Source organism: Methylobacterium sp. 092160098-2 (genome assembly GCF_028920805.1).
GTDB lineage: Bacteria > Pseudomonadota > Alphaproteobacteria > Rhizobiales > Beijerinckiaceae > Methylobacterium > Methylobacterium fujisawaense.
On sequence record NZ_JAQPZJ010000001.1, the window covers coordinates 2,118,819 to 2,138,748 of the forward strand.

Genomic DNA, 19,930 nt, shown 5'->3' on the forward strand with positions numbered 1-19,930 from the left:
CCCGACTTGAGCGGAGCGCGAGCCGGGACCGGTCGCCTCAGTACAATCCGCCGGCCTGCGCGGCCCGGTCGGGATCGGCCGGGACCGCCGCGGGGGCGGCCGCCTGGCCGCCGCCCGAGGACGACGGCGCCACGTAGGAATCCGCCGGTGCGGTACCGGGCTTGAACGCCTCCAGGATGGTCCCGGCGCCCTCGCCGGATCCCGCACGGGTGCCGCTGGCGAGATTGATGCGGATCAGCTTGATCCCCGGGGGCACGCGGAACGGCGTCGGCGGCTTGTCCTTGAGGGCGGTCTTGAGGAACTCCAGGGCGATCGGCGCCGCCAGCCCGCCGCCGGTGGCGCGGTCGCCGAGCGAGCGCGGCTTGTCGAAGCCGATATAGATGCCGACCGCCAGATCCGGCGAGAAGCCCACGAACCACGCGTCCTTGGCGTCGTTGGTCGTGCCGGTCTTGCCGGCGAGCGGCTTGCCGATCTGCTTCAGGATCGTCGCGGTCCCGCGCTGGACCACGCCCTCCATGATCGAGACCATCTGGTAGGCGGTCAGCGGGTCGAGCACCTGCTCGGAATCGTCCACCAGCTTCGGCTCGTCCTGGCCGGACCACTTCTCGGCGTCGCAGCCGATGCATTTGCGGTTGTCGTGGCGGTAGATGGTCTCGCCGATACGGTCCTGGATCCGGTCGATCAGGGTCGGCCGGATGCGCCGGCCGCCATTGGCCAGCATCGAGTAGGCGGTGACCATGCGCATCACCGTGGTCTCACCCGCGCCCAGCGACATCGGCAGAACCGGCAGCATGTCGTCGTAGACGCCGAAGCGGCGGGCGTACTCGGCGATGAGCGGCATGCCGACATCCTTGGCGAGCCGCACCGTCATCAGGTTCTTCGAGTGCTCGATGCCGTAGCGCAGGGTGTGGGGGCCGCCGGACTTGCCGTCGTAGTTCGAGGGCGTCCAGGCCTCCTGGCCGGGGCCGGCCTCGATGGTGATCGGGGTGTCCTGAATGATCGAGGCGGGCGTGTAGCCGTTGTCCAGCGCCGCCGAGTAGACGATCGGCTTGAACGAGGAGCCGGGCTGGCGCATCGCCTGGGTGGCGCGGTTGAACTCGGATTCGTCGTACGAGAAGCCGCCGACCATCGCGTGCACCCGGCCCGTATTCGGGTCCATGGCCACGATGGCGCCGGAGACCTCGGGCTTCTGGCGCAGGCGGAACTGGCCGCGGCCGCCATCCATCGCCTCGACATAGACCATGTCGCCGGGCTGGAGATTGGCGCGGCCGGCCCAGCGCATGCCCTCGGGCGTGATCACGCCGGTCTCGCGGTCCTTGACCACCTGGCCGGAGGCCTCGCGCTTGGGCTGCAGGCCGATCTGCACGCCACCGCCGCCATTGCCCAGCACCACGGCGAGGCGCCACGGTGCCACGTCGCCCAGCGCCGGAACCTCGGCCGCCGCCATGCCCCAGTCGCGCCCGGTCAGGTCGACCTTGGTGACCGGCCCGCGCCAGCCATGGGCCTGATCGTAGCGCACGAGGCCGTCGACCAGCGCCTTGCGGGCCCAGCCCTGCATCTTCGGATCGAGGGTCGTGCGCACCGAGAGGCCGCCCTCGTAGAGCTTCTTCTCGCCGTAGCGCTCGGAGATCTCGCGGCGGACCTCCTCGGTGAAGTAGTTGGCGTTGGCGGCGTTCGGGAAGGCGACGCGCGGGTTGACGCCGAGCGGCATCTTCTTGGCGGAATCCGCCTCCTCCTTGGTGATGTAGCCGTTCTCCGCCATCAGGCGGATGATCTCGTTGCGGCGGTCCAGCGCCGCCTGGGTCTTGCGGTAGGGGTGGTAGTTGTTCGGCCCCTTCGGCAGGGCGGCGAGGTAGGCCGCCTCGTTGATGGTCAGCTCGTGGACCGATTTTCCGAAGTAATCCAACGCCGCTGCCGCCACGCCGTGGAGGTTGCGGCCCGGCACGATCGTGCCGAGGAAGATCTCGTTGAGGTACAGCTCGAGGATCTTGTCCTTCGAGTAGGCCGCCTCGATCCGGAGCGCCAGCAGCGCCTCCTTGATCTTGCGGTCGTAGGTCTGCTCGGAGGAGAGCAGGAAGTTCTTGGCGACCTGCTGGGTGATGGTCGAGGCGCCCTGCCGCTTGCCCGACTTGGCGTTGGTCAGGAAGGCGCGCACGATCCCCTCGGGGTCGATGCCGCCGTGCTTGTAGAAATTCTTGTCCTCGGCCGACAGGAAGGCCGCGACGACGATCTTGGGCATCGCCTGGATCGGCAGGTACAGCCGGCGCTCGCGGGCATATTCGGCGAGCAGCGAACCGTCCGCAGCGTGGACGCGGGTCATCACCGGCGGCTCGTAATTGGCGAGCGCCGCGTGGTCGGGCAGGTCCTGACTGTACTTCCAGTAGAAGTACCCGCCCACCGCCGCGCCGACCACGAACAGCACCGCGCCAGCGCTGAACAGGATCCCGAAGAAACGAAGGATCAGACGCATCCGGTGTTCCGCTCGTCGCTGGCCCGGCCGAATGCCGGAATCGGCTCATCCGGCGCGTGCGTCCGCTCTCGATGCGGTCAGCCCCCGGATGCTCCCGTCAGGCCCCTTCGGAATGCCGGTTTCGACGGCGGTGCGACGGGGCGTTCGGACGTCCCGTATCGACACGCATTCTATGGTGAAACTGGGGCGACAGCGGCCGAGCGGCGCATGACCGTCGGACGTCCCAGGGTGGCGCGGTTGGTGAAGAACAGATCGATCGCCTTGGCCATGGAGCCGGTGACGCCCGCCCGCCACTCCGGCGATTGCAGCATCTCCAGGTCGCGCTTGCTGGAGAGATAGCCCAGCTCCACCAGCACGCTCGGCACGTCGGGGGAGCGCAGCACCACGAAGCGCGCCTCGCGGTGGGGCTTGGCGCTCATCTCGATCACGGGGGCGAGCTGGCCCATCAGCGTGCGGGCGAAGCCCGACGAGAAGCCGCGGGTCTCGCGGAGGGTCAGCTCCTGCAGGATGTCGGCGATGTCCGGCGGCGCCTCGGCGGCGTCGGCGCCCGCGGCGGCGTCGGCCCGGTTCTCGCGCTCCGCGAGCTTGGCGGATTCGGCGTCCGTGGCCTTCTCGGCATTGGTGTAGATCGTCGCGCCCCGCACCTGGGGGGCCGCCGAGATCGAATCCGCGTGGATCGACACGAACAGGTCAGCCTTGGCCTCGCGGGCGAGGCGCACCCGGTCGGCGAGGGGCACGAACACGTCCCGGTCGCGGGTCATCCGGACCCGGTAGCGCCCGGCCGCCTCCAGCTTCTCCACCAGCGCCTGGGCGAAGCCGAACACGATATCCTTCTCGAACACGCCGCCCACCGCGATGGCGCCGGGATCGGTGCCGCCGTGGCCGGCATCGACCATGATCAGCGGGCGCTGGTCGGTCGGTTCCGGCGGGGCGCTGCGGGCCTGGGCGGGGGCGGGATCCGCGGCGGCCGCCGCCTTGCGGAAGGCGTCGCGGTCGGCGCGCTGGAGCGGGATCGTGAGCAGCACCGCGCCGTCGCGGGCTCGCGTCACCGACTCGATCCTGCCGACGGTGGCGGGGGCGGTGAGGTCGATCACGATGCGGGAGCGGCCTGGGGCGAACAGGCCGTAGCGGAAGGATTGGACGAGCCCGTCGCGGCGGCTGCCGGTCCCGGATTCGAGCTGGAAGTTGACCTCGGGCAGGTCGATCACCGCCCGGTCCGGCCGCTCCATCACGAAGCCGCGGGCCTCGACGGCCCGGGACAGAGTCAGGGTCAGGCGCGTGCCGCCGGCCTGGCTCGCGAGGTCGGCCCCGATGGCGACGGCGGGCTTCTCGCCGTTCTGCGCGGCAACCGGCGCTCCCGCCAGGGCCGGCAGAAGCGCCACGGCCAGGCGAAGCCATGCGGTACGGATCAGGCGCGCGCAGTTCGGCATCGGTCCGGTGTCGTTTCCCGTGCCCTCCGTTACGGCATGGGACCGACTTGGTTAACGGACGGTTGCCGCCGCCGGTTCGATCCGGGCGCCCGTGTTGCCGGGATGCGACAAGTCCCGCGCCGCTTCAGCGGTACGCGACCACGCGGCTCGTCTGACCGATGACCGTGACCCAGCAGGTCAGGGACGCGTCGGCGGCCCGCTGGACCTCGCCGACCTGCAGGCGAATCACCTCGGCCGGCGACCGGGCGCCCGAGAGCGCCCGCAGATGCGCCAGGGCCGCCTCGCCCTCGCCGCGCACGTAGCGGGCGATGGTCGAGCCGATCTCGACGACATCGAAGCGGTCGGGGGTGAAGACGATCCGGTCTGGGACGTCGACGGCGTCCGGCACCGGCGGGAGGGCGATATCCGCCGCGGCACCGGCTTCGGAGACCGGCTGCGCGGCCGTCTCGGTCGGCCCATCGGCCGGCACCTCGGTCTGCACCTCGGTCTGCACCTCAGAGGCGGTCTCGGGCAGAACCGGGGCGGTCGCCGCGGGCGCCGCGTGGGCCGGCTCGGCCTGCGGCTCGTGGGTCTCGACGGAAACGTCGCTCGCCGGCGCGGGTGCGTCCTCGGCGATCGGCGCAGGGCGAGTCTCGGCCGGGGCCGGCGCCTTCCGGAGCGGTTGGGGTGATCCGGCGGGGCGGCCTCCCCTCGGTCGACGCGGCTTTCCCATCGCGCGATCTCCTCCTGTCGGCGTCAGGCCGTCCTGACGGAGCGGCGGCCGGAGGGTCGTGCGCAGCCGGCTCGCCCGCGGTGTCGGCCTCGGACCCGTGACGCCCGGGTGTCAGAGCCTCGGATCCGGTCGGCGCCGCGCGCCCTCCGGATCCCGTATCGCGTCCCCGATCGAGGATCGGGGACGGCGCGCCGGCCTCAGCGGGCGGCGGCGTTCTGGGCGAGGGCGCCGTAATCCTTGGCCTGGGCCTGGAGCGCGGCGAACTGGCTGCGGACGAACTCGGACTGGAGCTCGAACGCCTCGCGGAGATCCTTCGTGCGCACCAGCTTCTGGGCGAAGTCGAAGGTCGCGTTGGCGTTGGCCTGCGCGTGATCAAACCCCTTCGCGACCGCGGCGGTCAGGGTCGACTGGAAGGTCTGACCCGAGGTCTGGACCTGCTCGGCGACCTTCACGGCGTTCGTCATCATGGTGCCGACAGCGGTCCGAGCCTGATCGACGCTCTTCTCGGCGAAGTCGCGCATCTCGGTCGGGATCTCGAAGTTCGGGGTCTGCATCGATGTCTCCAGCAACATTCATGGAGCAGGACGCCGGATGCGTCCGCGTTGACGCGCTTCTATATGTTGCACCGCAACAAGAAGTCAAGTGCATGCTTCGGGGGCCATGCAGGACCCGTAAGCCCGATAAAATGCAGATCTGATGATCTCGCACAGTCATCGCATCGCGGCTGCAGCCCCGATAGCAGATTGCGTGCAAGCTGCGCCATTTATCCGATCGGCCAAGATTGCCGATCCCGGCAAGAGGCCGCTTCGCAAAAAACGATCTGCCTGTCCAGAGGGGCACGAACGGATCGTGAATGCTTGTGGTATACCAGACGGGCCAGGCCGCCTCGGATCATCGCGGCTGGGCCAGCGAATCCGGATGCTGCATCGCACCAGCCGCGGCTCCGGACAGACGGGCGTAGAGCCCCCGGAGCGCCGCCGCATGGGCGTCCAGGCCCATCGGCGCGGTGCGGAAGAGCCTGCGGGCCTCCGCTCCGAGCGACGCCGCCAGGGCGTCGTCCCGCAGCGCCGTGAAGGCCTCGGCGAGGGGCCCGACCTCCGGTGCGAGCACGAATCCGGTCCGGCCGTGCCGGACCTTCTCGGCGGCGCCGGAGCGGTCGGAGGCCACGACCGGGATGCCGGCCGCCAGCGCCTCGTAGACGGTGAGCGGGCCGGTCTCGTACCAGCGCGACGGCGCCGCCAGCGCCCGGGCGCGGGTCCGGAGCGTAGCCCAGACCGCCTCGGGCCTCTGCCATCCGATCACCTCCACGCCGTCCCGGGCACGCAGCTCCGCCTCCAGGGGGCCGGCGCCGATGAACAGGGCCGGAAGTCCGGCCCTCCGCGCGGCGTCGGCCACGAGGTCGGCGCCCTTCTCGCGGGTCAGGCGCCCCACATAGGCGATCGCGTCGCCGCGGGCGGGCGCGGCCGCGGGCCCCTCCGGAAGCCGGACGGGGTTGTCGATCCGATGATGCGTGAGGGCGTAGCCGCCGAGCAGAGCGACCAGCCGCTGCCGGCTGGCGTCGCAGACATGGACGACGTGCAGCGGATGGCGACGGCTGGCCCGACCGACGACCTGCCGCAGCGCCGCGGCACGGGCGACCCGCACGAGCTTGTGCCCCCGGCTGCGGGGATCGCAGGGCGCCGCGAGGCAGGCGGCCGACAGGGGGGCGAGCCTGCAGGGCTCGGCCCGGTCGAAGCGGTAATAGACGCCGTTCGGGCAGGCCAGGGCGTAATCGTGCAGCGTGACGACCAGCGGCACCCCGGCCTTCGACAGGACCGGAACGATCGCCGGCGACAGGGTCCGGGTCCATTGGTGCAGGTGGATACAGTCCGGCGGCGCGGCGAGGCCCGCGAGAGCCGCGGCGAGGCGGCGGGCGGCGGCGGCGTGCCAGATCCCGGCGGCGGCCGCCCGCGCGGCACCGAGCGACCAGATGTCGGGCAGGCCGAGATCGATCCGCTGGATCCCGGCATGGTCGAGGAGCGGATCGACGGCCCCCGAGATCGCCTGGATGTAGGTGACGGCGAGACCGGCCTCGGCGAGCCCGCGGGCCGATTCCAGCGCCACCTTCTCGGCCCCGCCGCTGGCGGCCGCGAACTCGGCCAGGATCACGACATGCACGGTGTCCCTCCCGGGGATCGCGTCGGTCTCGGGAGCCGGGAGGATGAAGGAGAGCGGTTTACGGGGGATCAACCGCGGCCGGATACAGATCTCTGCCCCGGATCAGAGCGGCGGAATTCCTGACGTGCACGTCGTCCTCGTCGCAGACCACGCCGCGATCAACGGCGGCCAGGCCAAGGTCGCGATCGAATCCGCCCTGGGGCTCGCCGCCCGGGGGATCCGCGTCAGCCTGTTCGCCGCGGTCGGCCCGGTGGACCCCCGGCTGGAGCCCGCCGGCATCCGGGTGGTCTGCCTGGAGCAGGACGACGTCACCACGGCGCGCAGCAAACTGGCCTTCGCCGCCCAGGCGATCTGGAACGGCGCGGCGCGCCGCGCCCTCGCGCGGGAACTCGCCGCCTGCGACCCCCGGGACACCCTCGTCCACGTCCACGCCTTCGCCAAGGCGCTGTCGCCGTCGATCGGCCCGGCGATCCGGGCCTCCGGGCTGCCGTGCCTCTACACGATGCACGAGTTCTTCCTCGTCTGCCCCACCGGCGGCTTCTACGCCTATCCGGAGCAGCGGATCTGCCATCGGACCCCGATGTCGGCCGCCTGCATCGCGGCGCATTGCGACGCACGTAGCTACCCGCGCAAGGTGGCCCGGATGGTCCGCCATGCCGGCCTCGCCCACGTGGCCCGGCTGCCGGATCTGTTCGCCCATGTCGTCACGATCAGCGATCTGCAGGAAAGCGTCGTCCGGCCGCTGATGCCCCCCGGCACCGTGTTCCACCGGGTCGACAACCCGATCGCGGTGGTGCAGGCGCCCCTGCGGGAGGGCGCGCCGGGCGACTTCCTGTTCGTCGGGCGGATCTCCACCGAGAAGGGCGCGCCGATCTTCGCGGACGCGGCCAAGCGCGCGGGGGTGCGGGCGGTCTTCGTCGGCGACGGCCCCCAGCGGGCCGATCTCGCGGCGCGCCATCCCGAGGCCGTCATGCTCGGCTGGCGCGACGCCGCCGGCGTACAGGCGCTGATGCGCCAAGCCCGGGCGCTGGTTTTCCCGAGCGTCTGGTACGAGGGCCAGCCGCTCACCGTCTACGAGGCCCTGGCCTGCGGGGCGCCGGTGATCGTCAGCGATGCCTGCGCGGGGCGGGAGGCGGTGATCGATGGCGAGACCGGGTTCTGGTTCCGCTCCGGCGATCCGGAGGCGCTCGCCGCCCATCTGCGCCGCCTGACCGACGACGGCCTCGCCGCCCGGATGGGCCGGGCCGCCCACGACCGCTACTGGACGGCGCCCCTGAGCCTCGACGCCCATCTCGACCGCCTCGAGGGCGTCTACGAGACGGTGATGCGCGGGGCCACCGCCCGCAGGAGGGGCCTGAGCCCGCTCGATCGGCCGCTCGCGACCGCCTGACCCTGCCGCCGGTTCGGCCGTCCGTGCGCGGGACGCGGAGCCAGCCCGTCGGCGTCGCGCTGCCCGTCGCGCTGCCCGTCGCGCTGCCCGTCGCGCTGCCGCGGATCCCGACGCCGCGCGGGTGACGTCGGCGAGGCCATGGGCCGGACGCTTCGACCGGAAAGCCCATGCGGCCGCCGGAAAGATCGGAAACACCCGCCGTCCCTCGCGTTGATGCCCACCAGCACCCTTGCGTGCCTCCGTCACGGACGAGCGAGCGACATGGCCGAGACCCACAAGCCGAACGAAGCCAAGCCGGGCTTCCAGCAGGGCAGCGCCAAGCCGGGCGACGCCAAGAACCCCGACAACAAGCAGGAGAAGCTGAACGAGCGCCTGGACGAGGCCCTGGAGGAGACTTTCCCGTCGAGCGATCCGGTGTCGGTGAAGATCACCAAGTAGGCCCCGGGCCTGCACCGGCCGGGCGGCCGTCAGGCCGCCCGGTCGTCCGGGACCGGCTCCCGCCCCCGGTCGATCAGGCGGCGGGCCTCGGGCCCCGGGACCGCACGGCTGAACAGGAAGCCCTGGACCTCGTCGTAGCCCTCCGCACGGAGCATCGCGAGCTGCTCGACGGTCTCCACCCCTTCGGCGGTGGTGGCGATGCCGAGGCTGGCGCCCAGGCTCGCCACCGCCCGCACGATCGCCGTGCAATGGGTGTTCTCGCCGACCTGGCTCACGAAGGAGCGGTCGAGCTTGATCTTGTCGAAGGGGAAGCTGCGCAGGTAGCCGAGGCTCGAATAGCCGGTGCCGAAATCGTCCATCGCGATCCGGATGCCCAGGGCCCGCAGCTCATGCAGGGTCGCGAGGTTGGCGGCGCTGTCGGCGAGCAGGACCGATTCGGTGATCTCCAGCTCGAGGCGCCGCGGGTCGAGGCCCGAGGTCGCGAGGGCGCCACGCACGGTCTCGACCAGGCTGCGGTTGCGGAACTGGATCGGGGAGAGGTTCACGGCGAGGCGGATCGCCTCCGGCCAGGTCGCCGCCTCCGCGAAGGCGGTCTGCATCACCCAGGCGCCGATCGGGACGATCAGGCCGGTCTCCTCGGCCAGCGGCACGAACTCGGCCGGCGAAACCGGGCCGTGGTCCGGATGGGACCAGCGCAGCAGCGCCTCGAAGGCCAGGATCCGGTCGGAACGGGCATCCATCAGCGGCTGGTAGACCAGCGAGAACTGGCCGCGGGCGAAGGCCTCGCGCAGCTCGTTCTCACGACGCCGCCGTGCCTGCACCCAGGCATCCATCTCCGGCTCGAAGCACCGGAAGGTGCCGCCGCCCTCGGCCTTCGCCCGGTACAGGGCGAGGTCGGCGTTCTTCATCAGGGTTTCGGGATCGGTGCCGTCCCGCGGCAGGCAGGCGACCCCGATGCTGGTGCCGATATGGCAATCCTGGCCGTCCAGGCGGAAGGGCCGGCCGAGTTCGGCGATCACCCGGGCGATCAGCCCGTCGGCCAGGGCCGGGAGATCCATCCCCCCTACCAGGATGGCGAACTCGTCGCCGCCGAGCCGGGCCACGAGGTCGTCCTTGCGCAGGCAGCCGGCGATCCGCTCGGCCGCCTCGCGCAGGAGCGCGTCGCCGACCGGATGGCCCAGCGTGTCGTTGACGATCTTGAACTTGTCGAGGTCGAGGCAGAGCAGCACCGCCGCCTCCCCGTCCCGGGCGTGGCGGGAGATCGCCTCGGCGAGGCGGTCCCGGAACAGCACGCGGTTCGGCAGCCCGGTGAGCGCGTCGTGGTGCGCCATGTGGGCGATGCGGGCCTCGGCCCTCCGGCGTTCCGTCATGTCGATGGCGGCTTCGAGCACGGCCTGCCGCCCCTCGAACGGCATCGCCCGCTGGAACAGGGAGACCTCGATCGCCGAGCCGTCGGCGCGCCGGTGGAGGGCGCCGGTGGGCGGCAGGCCGAGCCCCGGCGCCGCGTCGGGGGGCATGGCGAGATCGGCCGGCGCCCGGCTCAGGAACTGCTCGCGGCTGTAGCCGTAATGGGCGACGGCCGCGTCGTTGACCGCCAGGAAGCGGTCGCGCGCGTCGGCCACGACCCACATCGGGACCGGGTTGTTCTCGAACAGGAGCCGGAACGAGGCCTCCCGGGCCTTGATGTCGCCGACATCCGTCATGGTGACCGAGAGGAGATCGCCGACGCAGCCCGCCTCGACCTTGAGGTAGAGCGTGCCGCCGTCGGACCGGGGGCGGCTCAGCTCGAAGGCGGAGCGCCCGCCCCGCTCGACCATGGCGGCGAGGGTCGCGATCGTCCGCGCGGTGATCGCCCCCGGGAAGAGCTGGCCGATGCGCTGCCATTGCAGGACCGCGGCGGGCCGCTCCAGGAGGCGCTCTGCGCCGCGGTTGAGGGCGACGATCTTGAAATCGACCGGGTGGCCCGCCGCGTCACGGATCGTGCTGAGGGCCAGGATCCCCTGGTCGGTGGCGGTGAACATCGCCTGGACGAGTTCGGTCCGGACGCTCGCCCCGTCGAACCCGATCAGCACGAACGGCTCGCCCCAGCGGTTGTCGAGGGGCACACCGACGAGGCGGGTCGAGGTCACGACGCCGGCATCCAGGCGATCGCACCGGCTGTAGGCGGGCTGGCCGGATCCGAGGGCGGCCGCGACCATCTCGCCGACGGGCTCGCGCAGCTCGATCGGGAGCGCGTCGACCGGGACGGTCTCGCTGGGACAGGGTTCCGCCGACGGGCCTTCCGACCCTTGCGCGAGCCAGGCGCCGAACTCCTGGCCCGCCCAGAGGATCCGGGCGGCCTGGCCGTTCCGGGTGGTCACCAGGGCGGCCCGGTCGGCGAGGCGGCCGAGGCTCCCGAGCACGACGGCCTCGTAGGACGGGATCGGTGCCCCCGGCGTCCGGCAATCCTGCCAGCGCCGAAGGATGTTGCGGCCCGTCTGTCCGTCGTCGTCGTGCGCGGTCACCGAGCCGCCCCAGTTGTTCACCGGGGGCCAGGAAGCTGGGACTTCGTTTAAGCCGGGTTCATGAGCCGACTTATAATCCCATGATACGTACTATTCCCCAGTTTGAGCTCGATTTTCAGGCCGCCTCGAGCAACCGGCGGGCGATCACCTGGGCCTGGATCTCCGCGGCGCCCTCGAAGATCGAGAGGATGCGGGCGTCGCACAGGATCCGGCTCACCGGGTATTCCAGCGCGAAGCCGTTGCCGCCGTGGATCTGCAGGGCGTTGTCGGCCGCCGCCCAGGCGACGCGGGCGCCCAGCAGCTTCGCCATGCCGGCTTCCAGGTCGCAGCGCTTGCCGGCATCCTTCTCGCGGGCCGAGAAATAGGTGAGTTGGCGGGCGATGTTGATCTCCACCGCCATCATGGCGAGCTTGTCGGCGACCCGCGGGAAGTTGACCAGCGCCTTGCCGAACTGGACCCGCTCCTCGGCGTAGCGCAGGCCGACGTCGAGGGCCGACTGGGCGACGCCGATGGCCCGGGCCGCGGTCTGGATGCGGGCCGATTCGAAGGTCTGCATCAGCTGGGCGAAGCCCTTGCCCTCGACCTCGCCCAGCAGGTTGCCGGCGGGCACCTCGAATCCCTCGAAGGCGAGCTCGTACTCCTTCATGCCCCGGTAGCCGAGCACCTCGATCTCGCCGCCCGACAGGCCCTGGACCGGGAACGGCTCCGCGTCGGTGCCCCGGGGCTTCTCGGCGATCAGCATGGAGAGGCCCTTGTGGCCCTTCTCCTCGGGCTTGGTGCGGACGAGCACCGTCATGATGTCGGCGCGGACCGGGTGGGTGATCCAGGTCTTGTTGCCGGTGATCTTCCAGCTGTCGCCGTCCTTCACCGCCCGCGTGCGGAGCGAGGCGAGGTCGGAGCCGGTATTCGGCTCGGTGAAGACGGCCGTGGGCAGGATGTCGCCGCTGGCGATCTTGGGCAGGAAGCGCTGCTTCTGCTCCTCGGTGCCGCCGCACAGGATCAGCTCAGCGGCGATCTCCGAGCGGGTGCCGAGCGAGCCGACGCCGATATAGGCGCGCGACAGCTCCTCCGAGACCACGCACATGGCGGTCTTCGGCAGGCCCATGCCGCCGTATTCCTCCGGGATCGTCAGGCCGAAGACGCCGAGCTCGGCCATCTTGGTGACGATCTCCATCGGGATGTAGGCGTTCTTCAGGTGCCACTCGTGCGCCTGATCGACCACTTCGGCCTTGCCGAAGCGGCGCATCTCGGAGCGGATCGCCTCCATGTCCTCGTCGAGGCCCGAGGCGCCGACCGTGGCCGAGCCGCTGCCGTCGCGCATCCGCGCCACCAGGGCGGCGCGGTTCTCGGGGGTGTTCCCCTCGGCGATCAGGGTCTCGACGGCGTCGGTGCGGTACTGCGCCACCTCCTTGGCGGAGAGGCCGAGCGAGCCGGTGAGGCGGACCATCTCGCCCTGGCTCATCGGGATGCCGGAGAACAGCTGGTCGAGATACTCGCCGGCGCCGATCCGGACGAGGAGCGACTCGGTCTCGCCGAACCGGCCCTCGGCCTGGAGGCGCTCGGCGTAGCCGCCGAGCTCGGCGACCGCCTCCGCGTAGGTCGCGAGCCATGCGAGCCCGTGGGCGGCGTGCTGCTCGCCCTCGAGCTTGGCCGCGTCGATCCGCCCGTCCGTTCCGAGGATCCGCGTGCGGACCCGGCGGGTCGCCTCCGCGACGAGGGCCTTGACGCTCTCGCCGGCGGCCCTGGCGAGGGTGGCGATATCCTGCGGCTCGGTCTGGATGGCGGGGGATGCGGACATGGTTTCCTGCTCGCGTGGCGTCTTCTTGGATCGGGTCTTTTAACCTGTCGCGGGCCGGAGCCGAAGCAGATTTCGTTTGGCTCGCCTTGAACTCAAGTTGAATGCCGGAGCTCACGGGCCGATGCGCAGCCCATGAAAGTCAAGGCCGGGCCGGTGCGGCGATACGCGTCGGTCCCGACACTGATGAACCGTCCGCCGCCCTGCCGAAAGCTGTTCGCCAGACCGTGCCCGGCTCAGCGCCTCTGCTCGCAGCGCGTCTTCACGTAGGCCCCGTCCTCGCCCTTGAAGCCTGTACTGGCTGCCAGCACCGGGCCCTGAACGAGGCATTCCTGGAGCGTGTGGGCCGGCCCGGTGACCACGTCGAGGGCGGTCTCGCGGGAGCAGTCCGGGGCCTGGACGGAGGCGGCGCAGATGAGCGCGACGACGATGATCTGGTTCATGGGGCCTCCCGTATGGGCCCGACTCTCGAGACGGCGGGCGGCGTCTACCGAAAGATGGGCCGCCGGAACTGGTTCCATCGGCCCGGACGCCCGTCCTCGCGAGCGGAGCATAGCGATGACGGAGCGGGTCACACCAGCGCGGTGAGATCCGCACCCGACTCGATTGCCTCCGGGCTGGGCACGCGTCCCTCGCCCAGCAGGTGCAGGAACGCCGTGAAGGCCGGGTTGCGGCCGATGCTGCAGGCGGCCACGGCCCGGTCGTGGTGAACATAATAGGCGATGAAGTCCAGCGCCGCCGGATCGCCCTGCAGGATGATCCGATCGAAATCCGGCGCGTAGCCGCCGTAATCCAGGCGCTTGTCGCCCTGGTTGCTCCAGAAGAACGGCGCGCCCGCGAAGGCGCCGCTGGCGCCCAGCATCGCCCGGGCGACGTGGGTGCCGTGCTGCTGCGCCAGACGCCAGTGCTCGATCCGGGCGGTGACGCCGCTGCCGCGCTCCGGGAAGGCCGCGATGTCGCCGGCGATCCAGACGTTGTCGGCGAGCTTCAGATCGGCGCCGACCGGGAGGCCGCCGGTCTCGTCCGGCTCCACCCCGGCGACGATCCCGGTCTCCGGCGCGGCGCCGGCGCCGATCAGCACGAGATCGGCCGGCAGCCGCGTGCCGTCCGCGGTCTCGACGGCCTCGACGGAGCCGGTGCCGGCGATCCGCGCGACCTTGCCGGTCACGAAGGTCACGCCGTTGCCGGCGTGGTAGCGCTTCAGCGCCGCGCCCACGGCCTCGCCGAAGCGCTTGGCGAAGGGGATCTCCTCCCGCGCCAGCACCGTCACCGACAGGCCGCGCTTGGTCAGGAAGGCCGCGGCCTCCAGGCCGATGAAACCCGCGCCGATCACCACCACGCGCTTGGCCTGCTCCGCCGCGGCGCTGAGCCGCACCGCATCGTCGAGGCTGCGGAGCGTCATCACGCCGTCGAGATCGCGGCCGTCGAAGTCCGGCACCACCGCACGGCTGCCGGTGGCGATCAGCAGCGCCTCGCCGGTGAGCACCCGGCCGTCCGCCAGGGTGACGCTGAGGCACGCCGGATCGATCCGGACCGCCTCGGCCTCGATCCGCTCGACTTGGTGGGCGGCGGAGAAATCCGGCTCCAGCAGGGTCTTCTCCGCCGGGGTGGGCTTGGCCAGGAACTGCTTGGACAGCTTGGTCCGGTCGTAGGGCGGGTGCCCCTCGCGGCCGACCATCGTGATCGCGCCCGCGAAACCCTCGCGCCGGAGCGTGGTGATGCAGGCGGCCGCCGCCGCCCCGGTGCCGACGATCAGGACCTGTCCGAGGGGCGTCCGGGCGTGCCGGGCCGGAGCGGGCTCGGGGGTCAGCGTCGCCACCGCCTCGCCGCCCTCGATCCGGACGGGATAGCGGGTCAGCGCGTCCAGCGCCGGCGGCTCCTCCAGGCTGCCGTCGGCGAGGGCGAAGGCCGCCTTGTGCCAGGGGCAGTAGAGCCGGCCGCCGCAGATCTCGCCCTTGGCGAGCGGCGCCCCGAGATGCGGGCACTTGGCCTGGAAGGCGCGCACGCCGTCGGCGTCGCGCACGAACAGCACCGCGTCGTCGCCCGCCTTGCCCTCGGCCTTGCCGCCGAGCGGGATCGCGTCGAGGGCGAGGCGGATCTCGCGGGGCTTGCCCGAATCCAGGTGTTCTTGGTCCATCCTCGCCTCGCCCGGTGCCGGCCCGTGCGCACCAAACCGCGAAGCCCCGAAGGGTTTCCGCGCCTTCCGTCGCAGGCCGGGCGCCTCAGCCCCGGCTCGCCACCGCCACGCCGAGGGCGGCGAGCGCCATGCCGGCGCCCTGCAGCGGGGTCAGCACCTCGCCGAACAGCAGGTAGCCGAGCACGGCCGCGACCGGGGGCACCAGGAAGAACAGGGCGGCGACGCCCGCCACCGCCCCCCGCCGGATCAGCACCAGCAGCAGCAGGATCCCCGCGACCGAGTTGACCAGGACCGCCCAGCCCAGGCCGAGCCACAGGGCGGGGGCGGGGTCGAACGCGGTGCTGCCGAAGGCCAGCGCCAGCGGGATGGCGCAGGCCATGCCGCCGACGAACTGGAGGGTCGCGCCGGCCAGCAGATCGACCCGGCCGCCGGTGCGCTTCTGCCAGAGCGTGCCGAGGGTCAGCGCCAGCACCGCCAGGAGGCTGACGGCGAGCGCCAGCGGCGGGATCCCGGACGGGTCCGTGGCCCCGAGCTTCGGGGCGAGCACGAGGCCCGTGCCGACGAAGCCCATCATTATGCCCAGGGCCCGCCGCCCGCTGACGCGCTCGCCCAGCAGCGGCTGCGCCAGGAGTGCGGTGAGCAGCGGCTGGAGGCTGCCGACGAGGGCGGCGATGCCGGCCGGCAGCCCGTGGCTCACCGCCCAGAAGACTCCCGACAGGTAGACCCCCTGCATCAGGAAGCCCGCGATGACGGGGTCGCGCCAGCCCGCCCGGTCCCCGGGCCAGCGCACCCGGGAGGCCGTGGCGATCAGCGCCAGCACCAGGGCGACGGCCGTGAAGCGGATTGCCGTGAAGGCCAGCGGATCCACGTGCGGCACCACCGCCCGGGCGGAGATGAAACCCGTGGCCCAGATCGGGATGAACAGCGCCGGAAGGGCGCCGGCCGCGAGCGGCGACGGGCGTGAGAGCGTAGGCATGTCCGCCGGACGGAGCATGCCGGCGCGCCGGGCGCAACGGTGATCGCGCCCGCCCGCCGGAGCGCGGCGGCCACCGGGGGCCGGCGTGGCGCGGACGCGTCACCGGGCGGCGATCGGGACCGGATCCGGCCGGCGGCGTTGACGCGCGGGTGCCGGCACCGTTCATCGGCGGGCCTCTCCCCGGGGAGGATCACGAGATCGAGGATCGTTGGACACCCGTGAAACCTCTCCGCAGCGGATTGCAGATCATGGGCGTCGCCGCGCAGCGCTTCGTCTCCCATGACGGCTGGGCGATCGCGAGCCACATCGCGCTCTCGAGCCTGACCTCGCTGTTCCCGTTCCTGATCCTGCTGGCGGCGCTGGCCGGCCTGTTCGGCACGCAGTCGCTTGCCGACGAGGCCGGGGTGCTGATCTTCGACGCCTGGCCCCGGGAGATCGCCAAGCCGATCGTCGGCGAGGTCCACCGGGTGCTCACCGAGCAGCGCAGCGGCGTGCTCACGCTCGGCGCGCTGTTCGCCCTGTACTTCTCCTCCTCGGGGGTCGAGAGCCTGCGGGTCGGGCTGAACCGGGCCTACGGGCTGCGCGAGAGTCGGCCCTGGTGGCTGACCCGCCTCGAATCGATCGGCTATGTGATCTGCGGGGCGTTCGCGATGCTGGCCTTCGCGCTGCTCGTGGTGCTGGGGCCGCTGATCTGGCGCAACGTCGTCCTGGTGGCGCCGGGGCTGGAGCCCCTGAGCCTCACCGTGGCGATCGGGCGGATCGCCGTGACGGCCCTGCTGCTGACCGTCGTCCTGGTCATCGCCCACAAGTTCGTGGCGGCCGGACGGCGCTCGATCCTGTCGGTGCTGCCGGGGATCGGGGTGACGCTGGTCCTGTGGTTCTTCGCCGGCCTCGGCTTCGGCTACTACCTCGACCGGTTCTCCAACGCCTACGCGTCGACCTATGGGGGTCTGGCCACCGCGATGGTGTTCCTGGTGTTCCTCTACTGGCTCGCCGCCATGTTCCTGTTCGGCGGCGAGATCAACGGCACGGTGATCGCCGCCCGCCGCAGCCGCCTGCAGGCGAAGATGCTGGCCCGCCGGGCCGAGAGGGAGGGACGATGGACCGGATCGAGCACCTGACGATCCGCGCGAACGGCGCCGATCTGCATGTGGCGCGCTGCGGCACGGGCACGCCGCTGCTGCTGCTCCACGGCTGGCCGGAATTCTGGCTGACCTGGGAGCCCGTGATGGCGCGCCTGGCCGCCCGCCACACCCTGATCGCCCCGGATCTGCGCGGCTTCGGCGACAGCGACAAGCCCGCGGGCGCCTTCGGCCCGCCGGAGCAGGCCGCCGACATGGTGGCGCTCCTCGACGCCCTCGGGATCGACCGCGCCGGCATCGTCGGCCACGATGTCGGCGGAGCGGTGATCCAGACCCTCGCCCGGTCTCACCCGGAGCGGTGCGCCGGCCTGTTCCTGTTCGACTTCGTCTATCCGGGGATCGGCCCCCGGCTCGGGGCGCCGGACCGCCTCACCGAGATCTGGTACCAGTCCTTCAACCAGATGGACCTGGCGGTGACGCTGGTGGGCGCCAGCCGGGAGAGCTGCGCCGCCTATATCGGCCACTTCCTGCGCCATTGGTCGCATCGGACGGACGCGTTCGACCCGGTGCTGGACGCCTTCGTGGACAATTTCCTGAAGCCCGGAAACCTCGCGGGCGGCTTCGCGCATTACCGGGCCGCCCATGCCGGGCGGATCGCGATGCTCAAGGGCGAGGCCCCGGCCCTGCCGCCGATCGGCGTGCCGACCTGCGTGCGCTGGGCCGAGCACGACCCGATCTTTCCCTTCGCCTGGACCGACCGCCTGGGCGAGACCTTCTCGGATCTCGATCTCGCGCTGTTCCCGGGGGTGGGGCACTTCCCCCACCGGGAGGATCCCGACCGGGCCGCCGCGGAGATCGCGGGGTTCTTCGCGCGGATCGGGTGGGCGTGAGGGCGTCCCCTCCCCGCGAGGGGAGGCGGACGGCGTGCGCGCAGCGGCGCCCGGGCAGCCTCACGCGGCCAGCGCCAGCCCCTCGTCGTCCTCCGCCTCCGCCGCCATGAACTGGGCCCGGGCGAGCTCGGCGAAGCGCCCATTCTGCCCCACCAGCTGGTCGAAGGTGCCGGCCTCGACGATCCGGCCCTCGTGGAACACCAGGATGCGGTCGGCGTCGCGGATTGTCGCGAGGCGGTGGGCGATCACGAAGGTGGTGCGGCCCTCCATCACGGTCTCCAGCGCGCCCTGGAGCTTGCGCTCGGTGGCCGCGTCCAGCGCCGAGGTCGCCTCGTCGAGGATCAGGATCGGCGGGTTCTTCAGGAGCGCCCGGGCGATCGAGAGCCGCTGGCGCTCGCCCCCCGAGAGCGACCGGCCGCGCTCGCCGATCACCGTGTCGAGCCCGGCGGGCTGGCGCGCCATGAAGGCGCTGGCCTGGGCGCGCTCCAGGGCATCGAGCATCTCGTCATCCGTGGCGTCGGGGCAGCCGACCTGCAGGTTCTCGCGGATCGAGCGGGCGAACAGCATCGGCTCTTGGAACACCACGCCGATGTTGTGGCGGAGGGACGACAGGCCGACGTCGCGGATGTCCATCCCGTCGATGCGGATCGCGCCGGCGGCCGGGTCGAAGCTGCGGTGCAGGAGGCCGAGCGTCGTCGACTTGCCCGATCCGGTGGTGCCCACCAGCGCGATCGTCTCGCCGGGCTTCGCCGAGAACGAGACGCCGTCGAGCGCCTGACGCCGGCCATCGTACGAGAAGGCGACGTCCTCGAAGGTGACCTCGCCGGCAAAGCGCGCCACCTGCCGGGCCTGCGGCCGGTCGGCCACCGCCGGGACGGTGTCGTAGATCTCGAAGAACTCGGCGATCTTGGGCGCCTGCTGGAACAGGCCGTTGACGAAGCCCACCACGTGGTCGAGGCGCGCCACGAAGGCGGTGGCGAGGCTCATGAAGGCCACGACCTCGCCCACCGTGGTGGTGCCGGCCTGATAGAGCCAGATGCCGGTGACGAAGATCGCCGTCATGGTGATGGTCGCCGAGGCGCGGGTCGCCACGTTGGCGAGCGCCCACCAGGACAGCACCGGGATCTGCGCGGCGAGCAGGTTGGTGATGATGCCGCGCATCGCGTCCTTCTCGGCCTTGGCGCGGGTGAAGGACTGGATCACCGCGACGTTGCCGAGCGCGTCCGAGGCGTGGGCGGCCAGACCCGAATTGAATTCCTCGACCTGCCCCTGGAGCGCCTCGGTCCGGCGCATCACGAAAGTGGTGAGCGCCGTGAAGGCCAGCACCAGCACCACCAGGATCGAGCCGAGCTGCCAGTTGATCAGGAGGGTCATCGGCAGGAGCACGCCGAGCGAGACCAGGGCGACGAGGTGGTCGCGGAAGAAGCCGAGCCACAGCCACGCCATGCCGTTGGTGCCCTCCAGCATCGCCTTGAGCACCCGGCCGGAATGGTTGGCCGAGTGGAAGGCGAGCGGCAGGTCGAGGACGTGCTCGAAGTAGCTCGCCATCGACGACAGCCGGTTGCGGTGGGCGAGCCGGTCGGCGTGGAGCGCGATGAACACGCCCGCCGCGATGGTGAAGAAGCCGAACGCCACCCAGGCGGCCAGCAGCGGCAGCATGGTGCCCATGGCGTCGCCGCCGCGCTTGAGATGGGTCAGCTGGTCGATGATCCGGCCCATCAGCAGGGGCTCGGCGAAGGCCGCGATCGCCAGGACGACGTTGGTTGCGGCCAAGCCTATGGCCAGCCGACGCTCCGCCTTCAGGAAACCCAGGACCCGCCCGTACAGACGAACCATCGTACCGCTCCGCCACCCCTGGCGCGGCCCGTGTGACCCGGGTCTCACGCCGTCTCTGACGGGTTCGCACGGCCGGCTTCAGCGCCGAATCCGGGTCAAACCCCTCTTGGGAA

The 19,930-nt window shown here is 71.7% G+C and carries 15 protein-coding genes; 4 read left to right on the forward strand and 11 right to left on the reverse strand.

The window, feature by feature from the left end; genetic code table 11:
* Nucleotides 1-37 precede the first annotated feature (37 nt).
* The 5 genes from PQI07_RS10010 to PQI07_RS10030 form a co-directional block, all read right to left on the reverse strand.
* Nucleotides 38-2,470, reverse strand: coding sequence for a penicillin-binding protein 1A (locus PQI07_RS10010; RefSeq protein ID WP_043350075.1), 2,433 nt, complete (start codon nucleotides 2,468-2,470; stop codon nucleotides 38-40).
* A 170-nt stretch (nucleotides 2,471-2,640) separates the two neighbouring features.
* Complete coding sequence (locus tag PQI07_RS10015; protein ID WP_043759637.1) at nucleotides 2,641-3,900, reverse strand: N-acetylmuramoyl-L-alanine amidase; 1,260 nt, start codon at nucleotides 3,898-3,900, stop codon at nucleotides 2,641-2,643.
* A 124-nt stretch (nucleotides 3,901-4,024) separates the two neighbouring features.
* Nucleotides 4,025-4,612: a hypothetical protein gene (locus tag PQI07_RS10020; protein ID WP_274926546.1), complete on the reverse strand. Its 588-nt coding sequence runs from the start codon at nucleotides 4,610-4,612 to the stop codon at nucleotides 4,025-4,027.
* Nucleotides 4,613-4,809: 197 nt separating this feature from the next.
* Nucleotides 4,810-5,166, reverse strand: coding sequence for a phasin (locus PQI07_RS10025; protein WP_043357179.1), 357 nt, complete (start codon nucleotides 5,164-5,166; stop codon nucleotides 4,810-4,812).
* Between the two features lie 337 nt (nucleotides 5,167-5,503).
* A complete protein-coding gene (locus PQI07_RS10030) occupies nucleotides 5,504-6,769 on the reverse strand; it encodes a glycosyltransferase (RefSeq protein ID WP_274926547.1) in 1,266 nt (421 codons plus the stop codon).
* 124 nt (nucleotides 6,770-6,893) lie between these two features.
* Here PQI07_RS10030 and PQI07_RS10035 point away from each other — a divergent pair, with 124 nt between their 5' ends.
* Together PQI07_RS10035 and PQI07_RS10040 are read left to right on the forward strand one after the other, a co-directional pair.
* Nucleotides 6,894-8,159 carry a glycosyltransferase family 4 protein gene (locus tag PQI07_RS10035; RefSeq protein WP_274926548.1) on the forward strand — a complete coding sequence of 422 codons (1,266 nt, stop codon included), beginning with the start codon at nucleotides 6,894-6,896 and terminating at the stop codon, nucleotides 8,157-8,159.
* A 261-nt stretch (nucleotides 8,160-8,420) separates the two neighbouring features.
* Nucleotides 8,421-8,597: a hypothetical protein gene (locus tag PQI07_RS10040; protein WP_274926549.1), complete on the forward strand. Its 177-nt coding sequence runs from the start codon at nucleotides 8,421-8,423 to the stop codon at nucleotides 8,595-8,597.
* 29 nt (nucleotides 8,598-8,626) lie between these two features.
* Here the strand turns inward: PQI07_RS10040 and PQI07_RS10045 are convergent, their stop codons facing one another.
* From PQI07_RS10045 to PQI07_RS10065, 5 genes are all read right to left on the reverse strand, one after another.
* A complete protein-coding gene (locus PQI07_RS10045; protein ID WP_179697446.1) occupies nucleotides 8,627-11,122 on the reverse strand; it encodes a putative bifunctional diguanylate cyclase/phosphodiesterase in 2,496 nt (831 codons plus the stop codon).
* A 94-nt stretch (nucleotides 11,123-11,216) separates the two neighbouring features.
* Nucleotides 11,217-12,899: an acyl-CoA dehydrogenase family protein gene (locus PQI07_RS10050; RefSeq protein ID WP_274926550.1), complete on the reverse strand. Its 1,683-nt coding sequence runs from the start codon at nucleotides 12,897-12,899 to the stop codon at nucleotides 11,217-11,219.
* A 233-nt stretch (nucleotides 12,900-13,132) separates the two neighbouring features.
* On the reverse strand, nucleotides 13,133-13,339 hold the full coding sequence (locus tag PQI07_RS10055) for a hypothetical protein (RefSeq protein ID WP_043357188.1): 207 nt from the start codon (nucleotides 13,337-13,339) through the stop codon (nucleotides 13,133-13,135).
* A 128-nt stretch (nucleotides 13,340-13,467) separates the two neighbouring features.
* Nucleotides 13,468-15,033, reverse strand: coding sequence for an FAD-dependent oxidoreductase (locus PQI07_RS10060; RefSeq protein WP_274926551.1), 1,566 nt, complete (start codon nucleotides 15,031-15,033; stop codon nucleotides 13,468-13,470).
* A gap of 85 nt (nucleotides 15,034-15,118) precedes the next feature.
* Nucleotides 15,119-16,027: a DMT family transporter gene (locus PQI07_RS10065; protein WP_043384785.1), complete on the reverse strand. Its 909-nt coding sequence runs from the start codon at nucleotides 16,025-16,027 to the stop codon at nucleotides 15,119-15,121.
* A gap of 230 nt (nucleotides 16,028-16,257) precedes the next feature.
* Here PQI07_RS10065 and PQI07_RS10070 point away from each other — a divergent pair, with 230 nt between their 5' ends.
* Together PQI07_RS10070 and PQI07_RS10075 are read left to right on the forward strand one after the other, a co-directional pair.
* Nucleotides 16,258-17,130, forward strand: coding sequence for a YihY/virulence factor BrkB family protein (locus tag PQI07_RS10070; RefSeq protein WP_043384854.1), 873 nt, complete (start codon nucleotides 16,258-16,260; stop codon nucleotides 17,128-17,130).
* A complete protein-coding gene (locus PQI07_RS10075; RefSeq protein WP_075381036.1) occupies nucleotides 17,109-17,981 on the forward strand; it encodes an alpha/beta fold hydrolase in 873 nt (290 codons plus the stop codon). The genes PQI07_RS10070 and PQI07_RS10075 overlap by 22 nt, the downstream gene beginning before the upstream one ends.
* Before the next feature lie 60 nt (nucleotides 17,982-18,041).
* On the opposite strand, the gene PQI07_RS10080 is transcribed toward PQI07_RS10075, so the two are convergent.
* Nucleotides 18,042-19,817 carry a glucan ABC transporter ATP-binding protein/ permease gene (locus tag PQI07_RS10080; RefSeq protein ID WP_053611311.1) on the reverse strand — a complete coding sequence of 592 codons (1,776 nt, stop codon included), beginning with the start codon at nucleotides 19,815-19,817 and terminating at the stop codon, nucleotides 18,042-18,044.
* Nucleotides 19,818-19,930: the final 113 nt, after the last annotated feature.

Coding starts and splice junctions, on each gene's coding strand:
- PQI07_RS10075 (WP_075381036.1), top strand. CDS start 17,109: ATGGACCGGATCGAGCACCTGACGATCCGCGCGAACGGCGCCGATCTG.
- PQI07_RS10065 (WP_043384785.1), bottom strand. CDS start 16,027: ATGCTCCGTCCGGCGGACATGCCTACGCTCTCACGCCCGTCGCCGCTC.
- PQI07_RS10060 (WP_274926551.1), bottom strand. CDS start 15,033: ATGGACCAAGAACACCTGGATTCGGGCAAGCCCCGCGAGATCCGCCTC.
- PQI07_RS10055 (WP_043357188.1), bottom strand. CDS start 13,339: ATGAACCAGATCATCGTCGTCGCGCTCATCTGCGCCGCCTCCGTCCAG.
- PQI07_RS10070 (WP_043384854.1), top strand. CDS start 16,258: ATGGGCGTCGCCGCGCAGCGCTTCGTCTCCCATGACGGCTGGGCGATC.
- PQI07_RS10040 (WP_274926549.1), top strand. CDS start 8,421: ATGGCCGAGACCCACAAGCCGAACGAAGCCAAGCCGGGCTTCCAGCAG.
- PQI07_RS10025 (WP_043357179.1), bottom strand. CDS start 5,166: ATGCAGACCCCGAACTTCGAGATCCCGACCGAGATGCGCGACTTCGCC.
- PQI07_RS10010 (WP_043350075.1), bottom strand. CDS start 2,470: ATGCGTCTGATCCTTCGTTTCTTCGGGATCCTGTTCAGCGCTGGCGCG.
- PQI07_RS10050 (WP_274926550.1), bottom strand. CDS start 12,899: ATGTCCGCATCCCCCGCCATCCAGACCGAGCCGCAGGATATCGCCACC.
- PQI07_RS10020 (WP_274926546.1), bottom strand. CDS start 4,612: ATGGGAAAGCCGCGTCGACCGAGGGGAGGCCGCCCCGCCGGATCACCC.
- PQI07_RS10015 (WP_043759637.1), bottom strand. CDS start 3,900: ATGCCGAACTGCGCGCGCCTGATCCGTACCGCATGGCTTCGCCTGGCC.
- PQI07_RS10080 (WP_053611311.1), bottom strand. CDS start 19,817: ATGGTTCGTCTGTACGGGCGGGTCCTGGGTTTCCTGAAGGCGGAGCGT.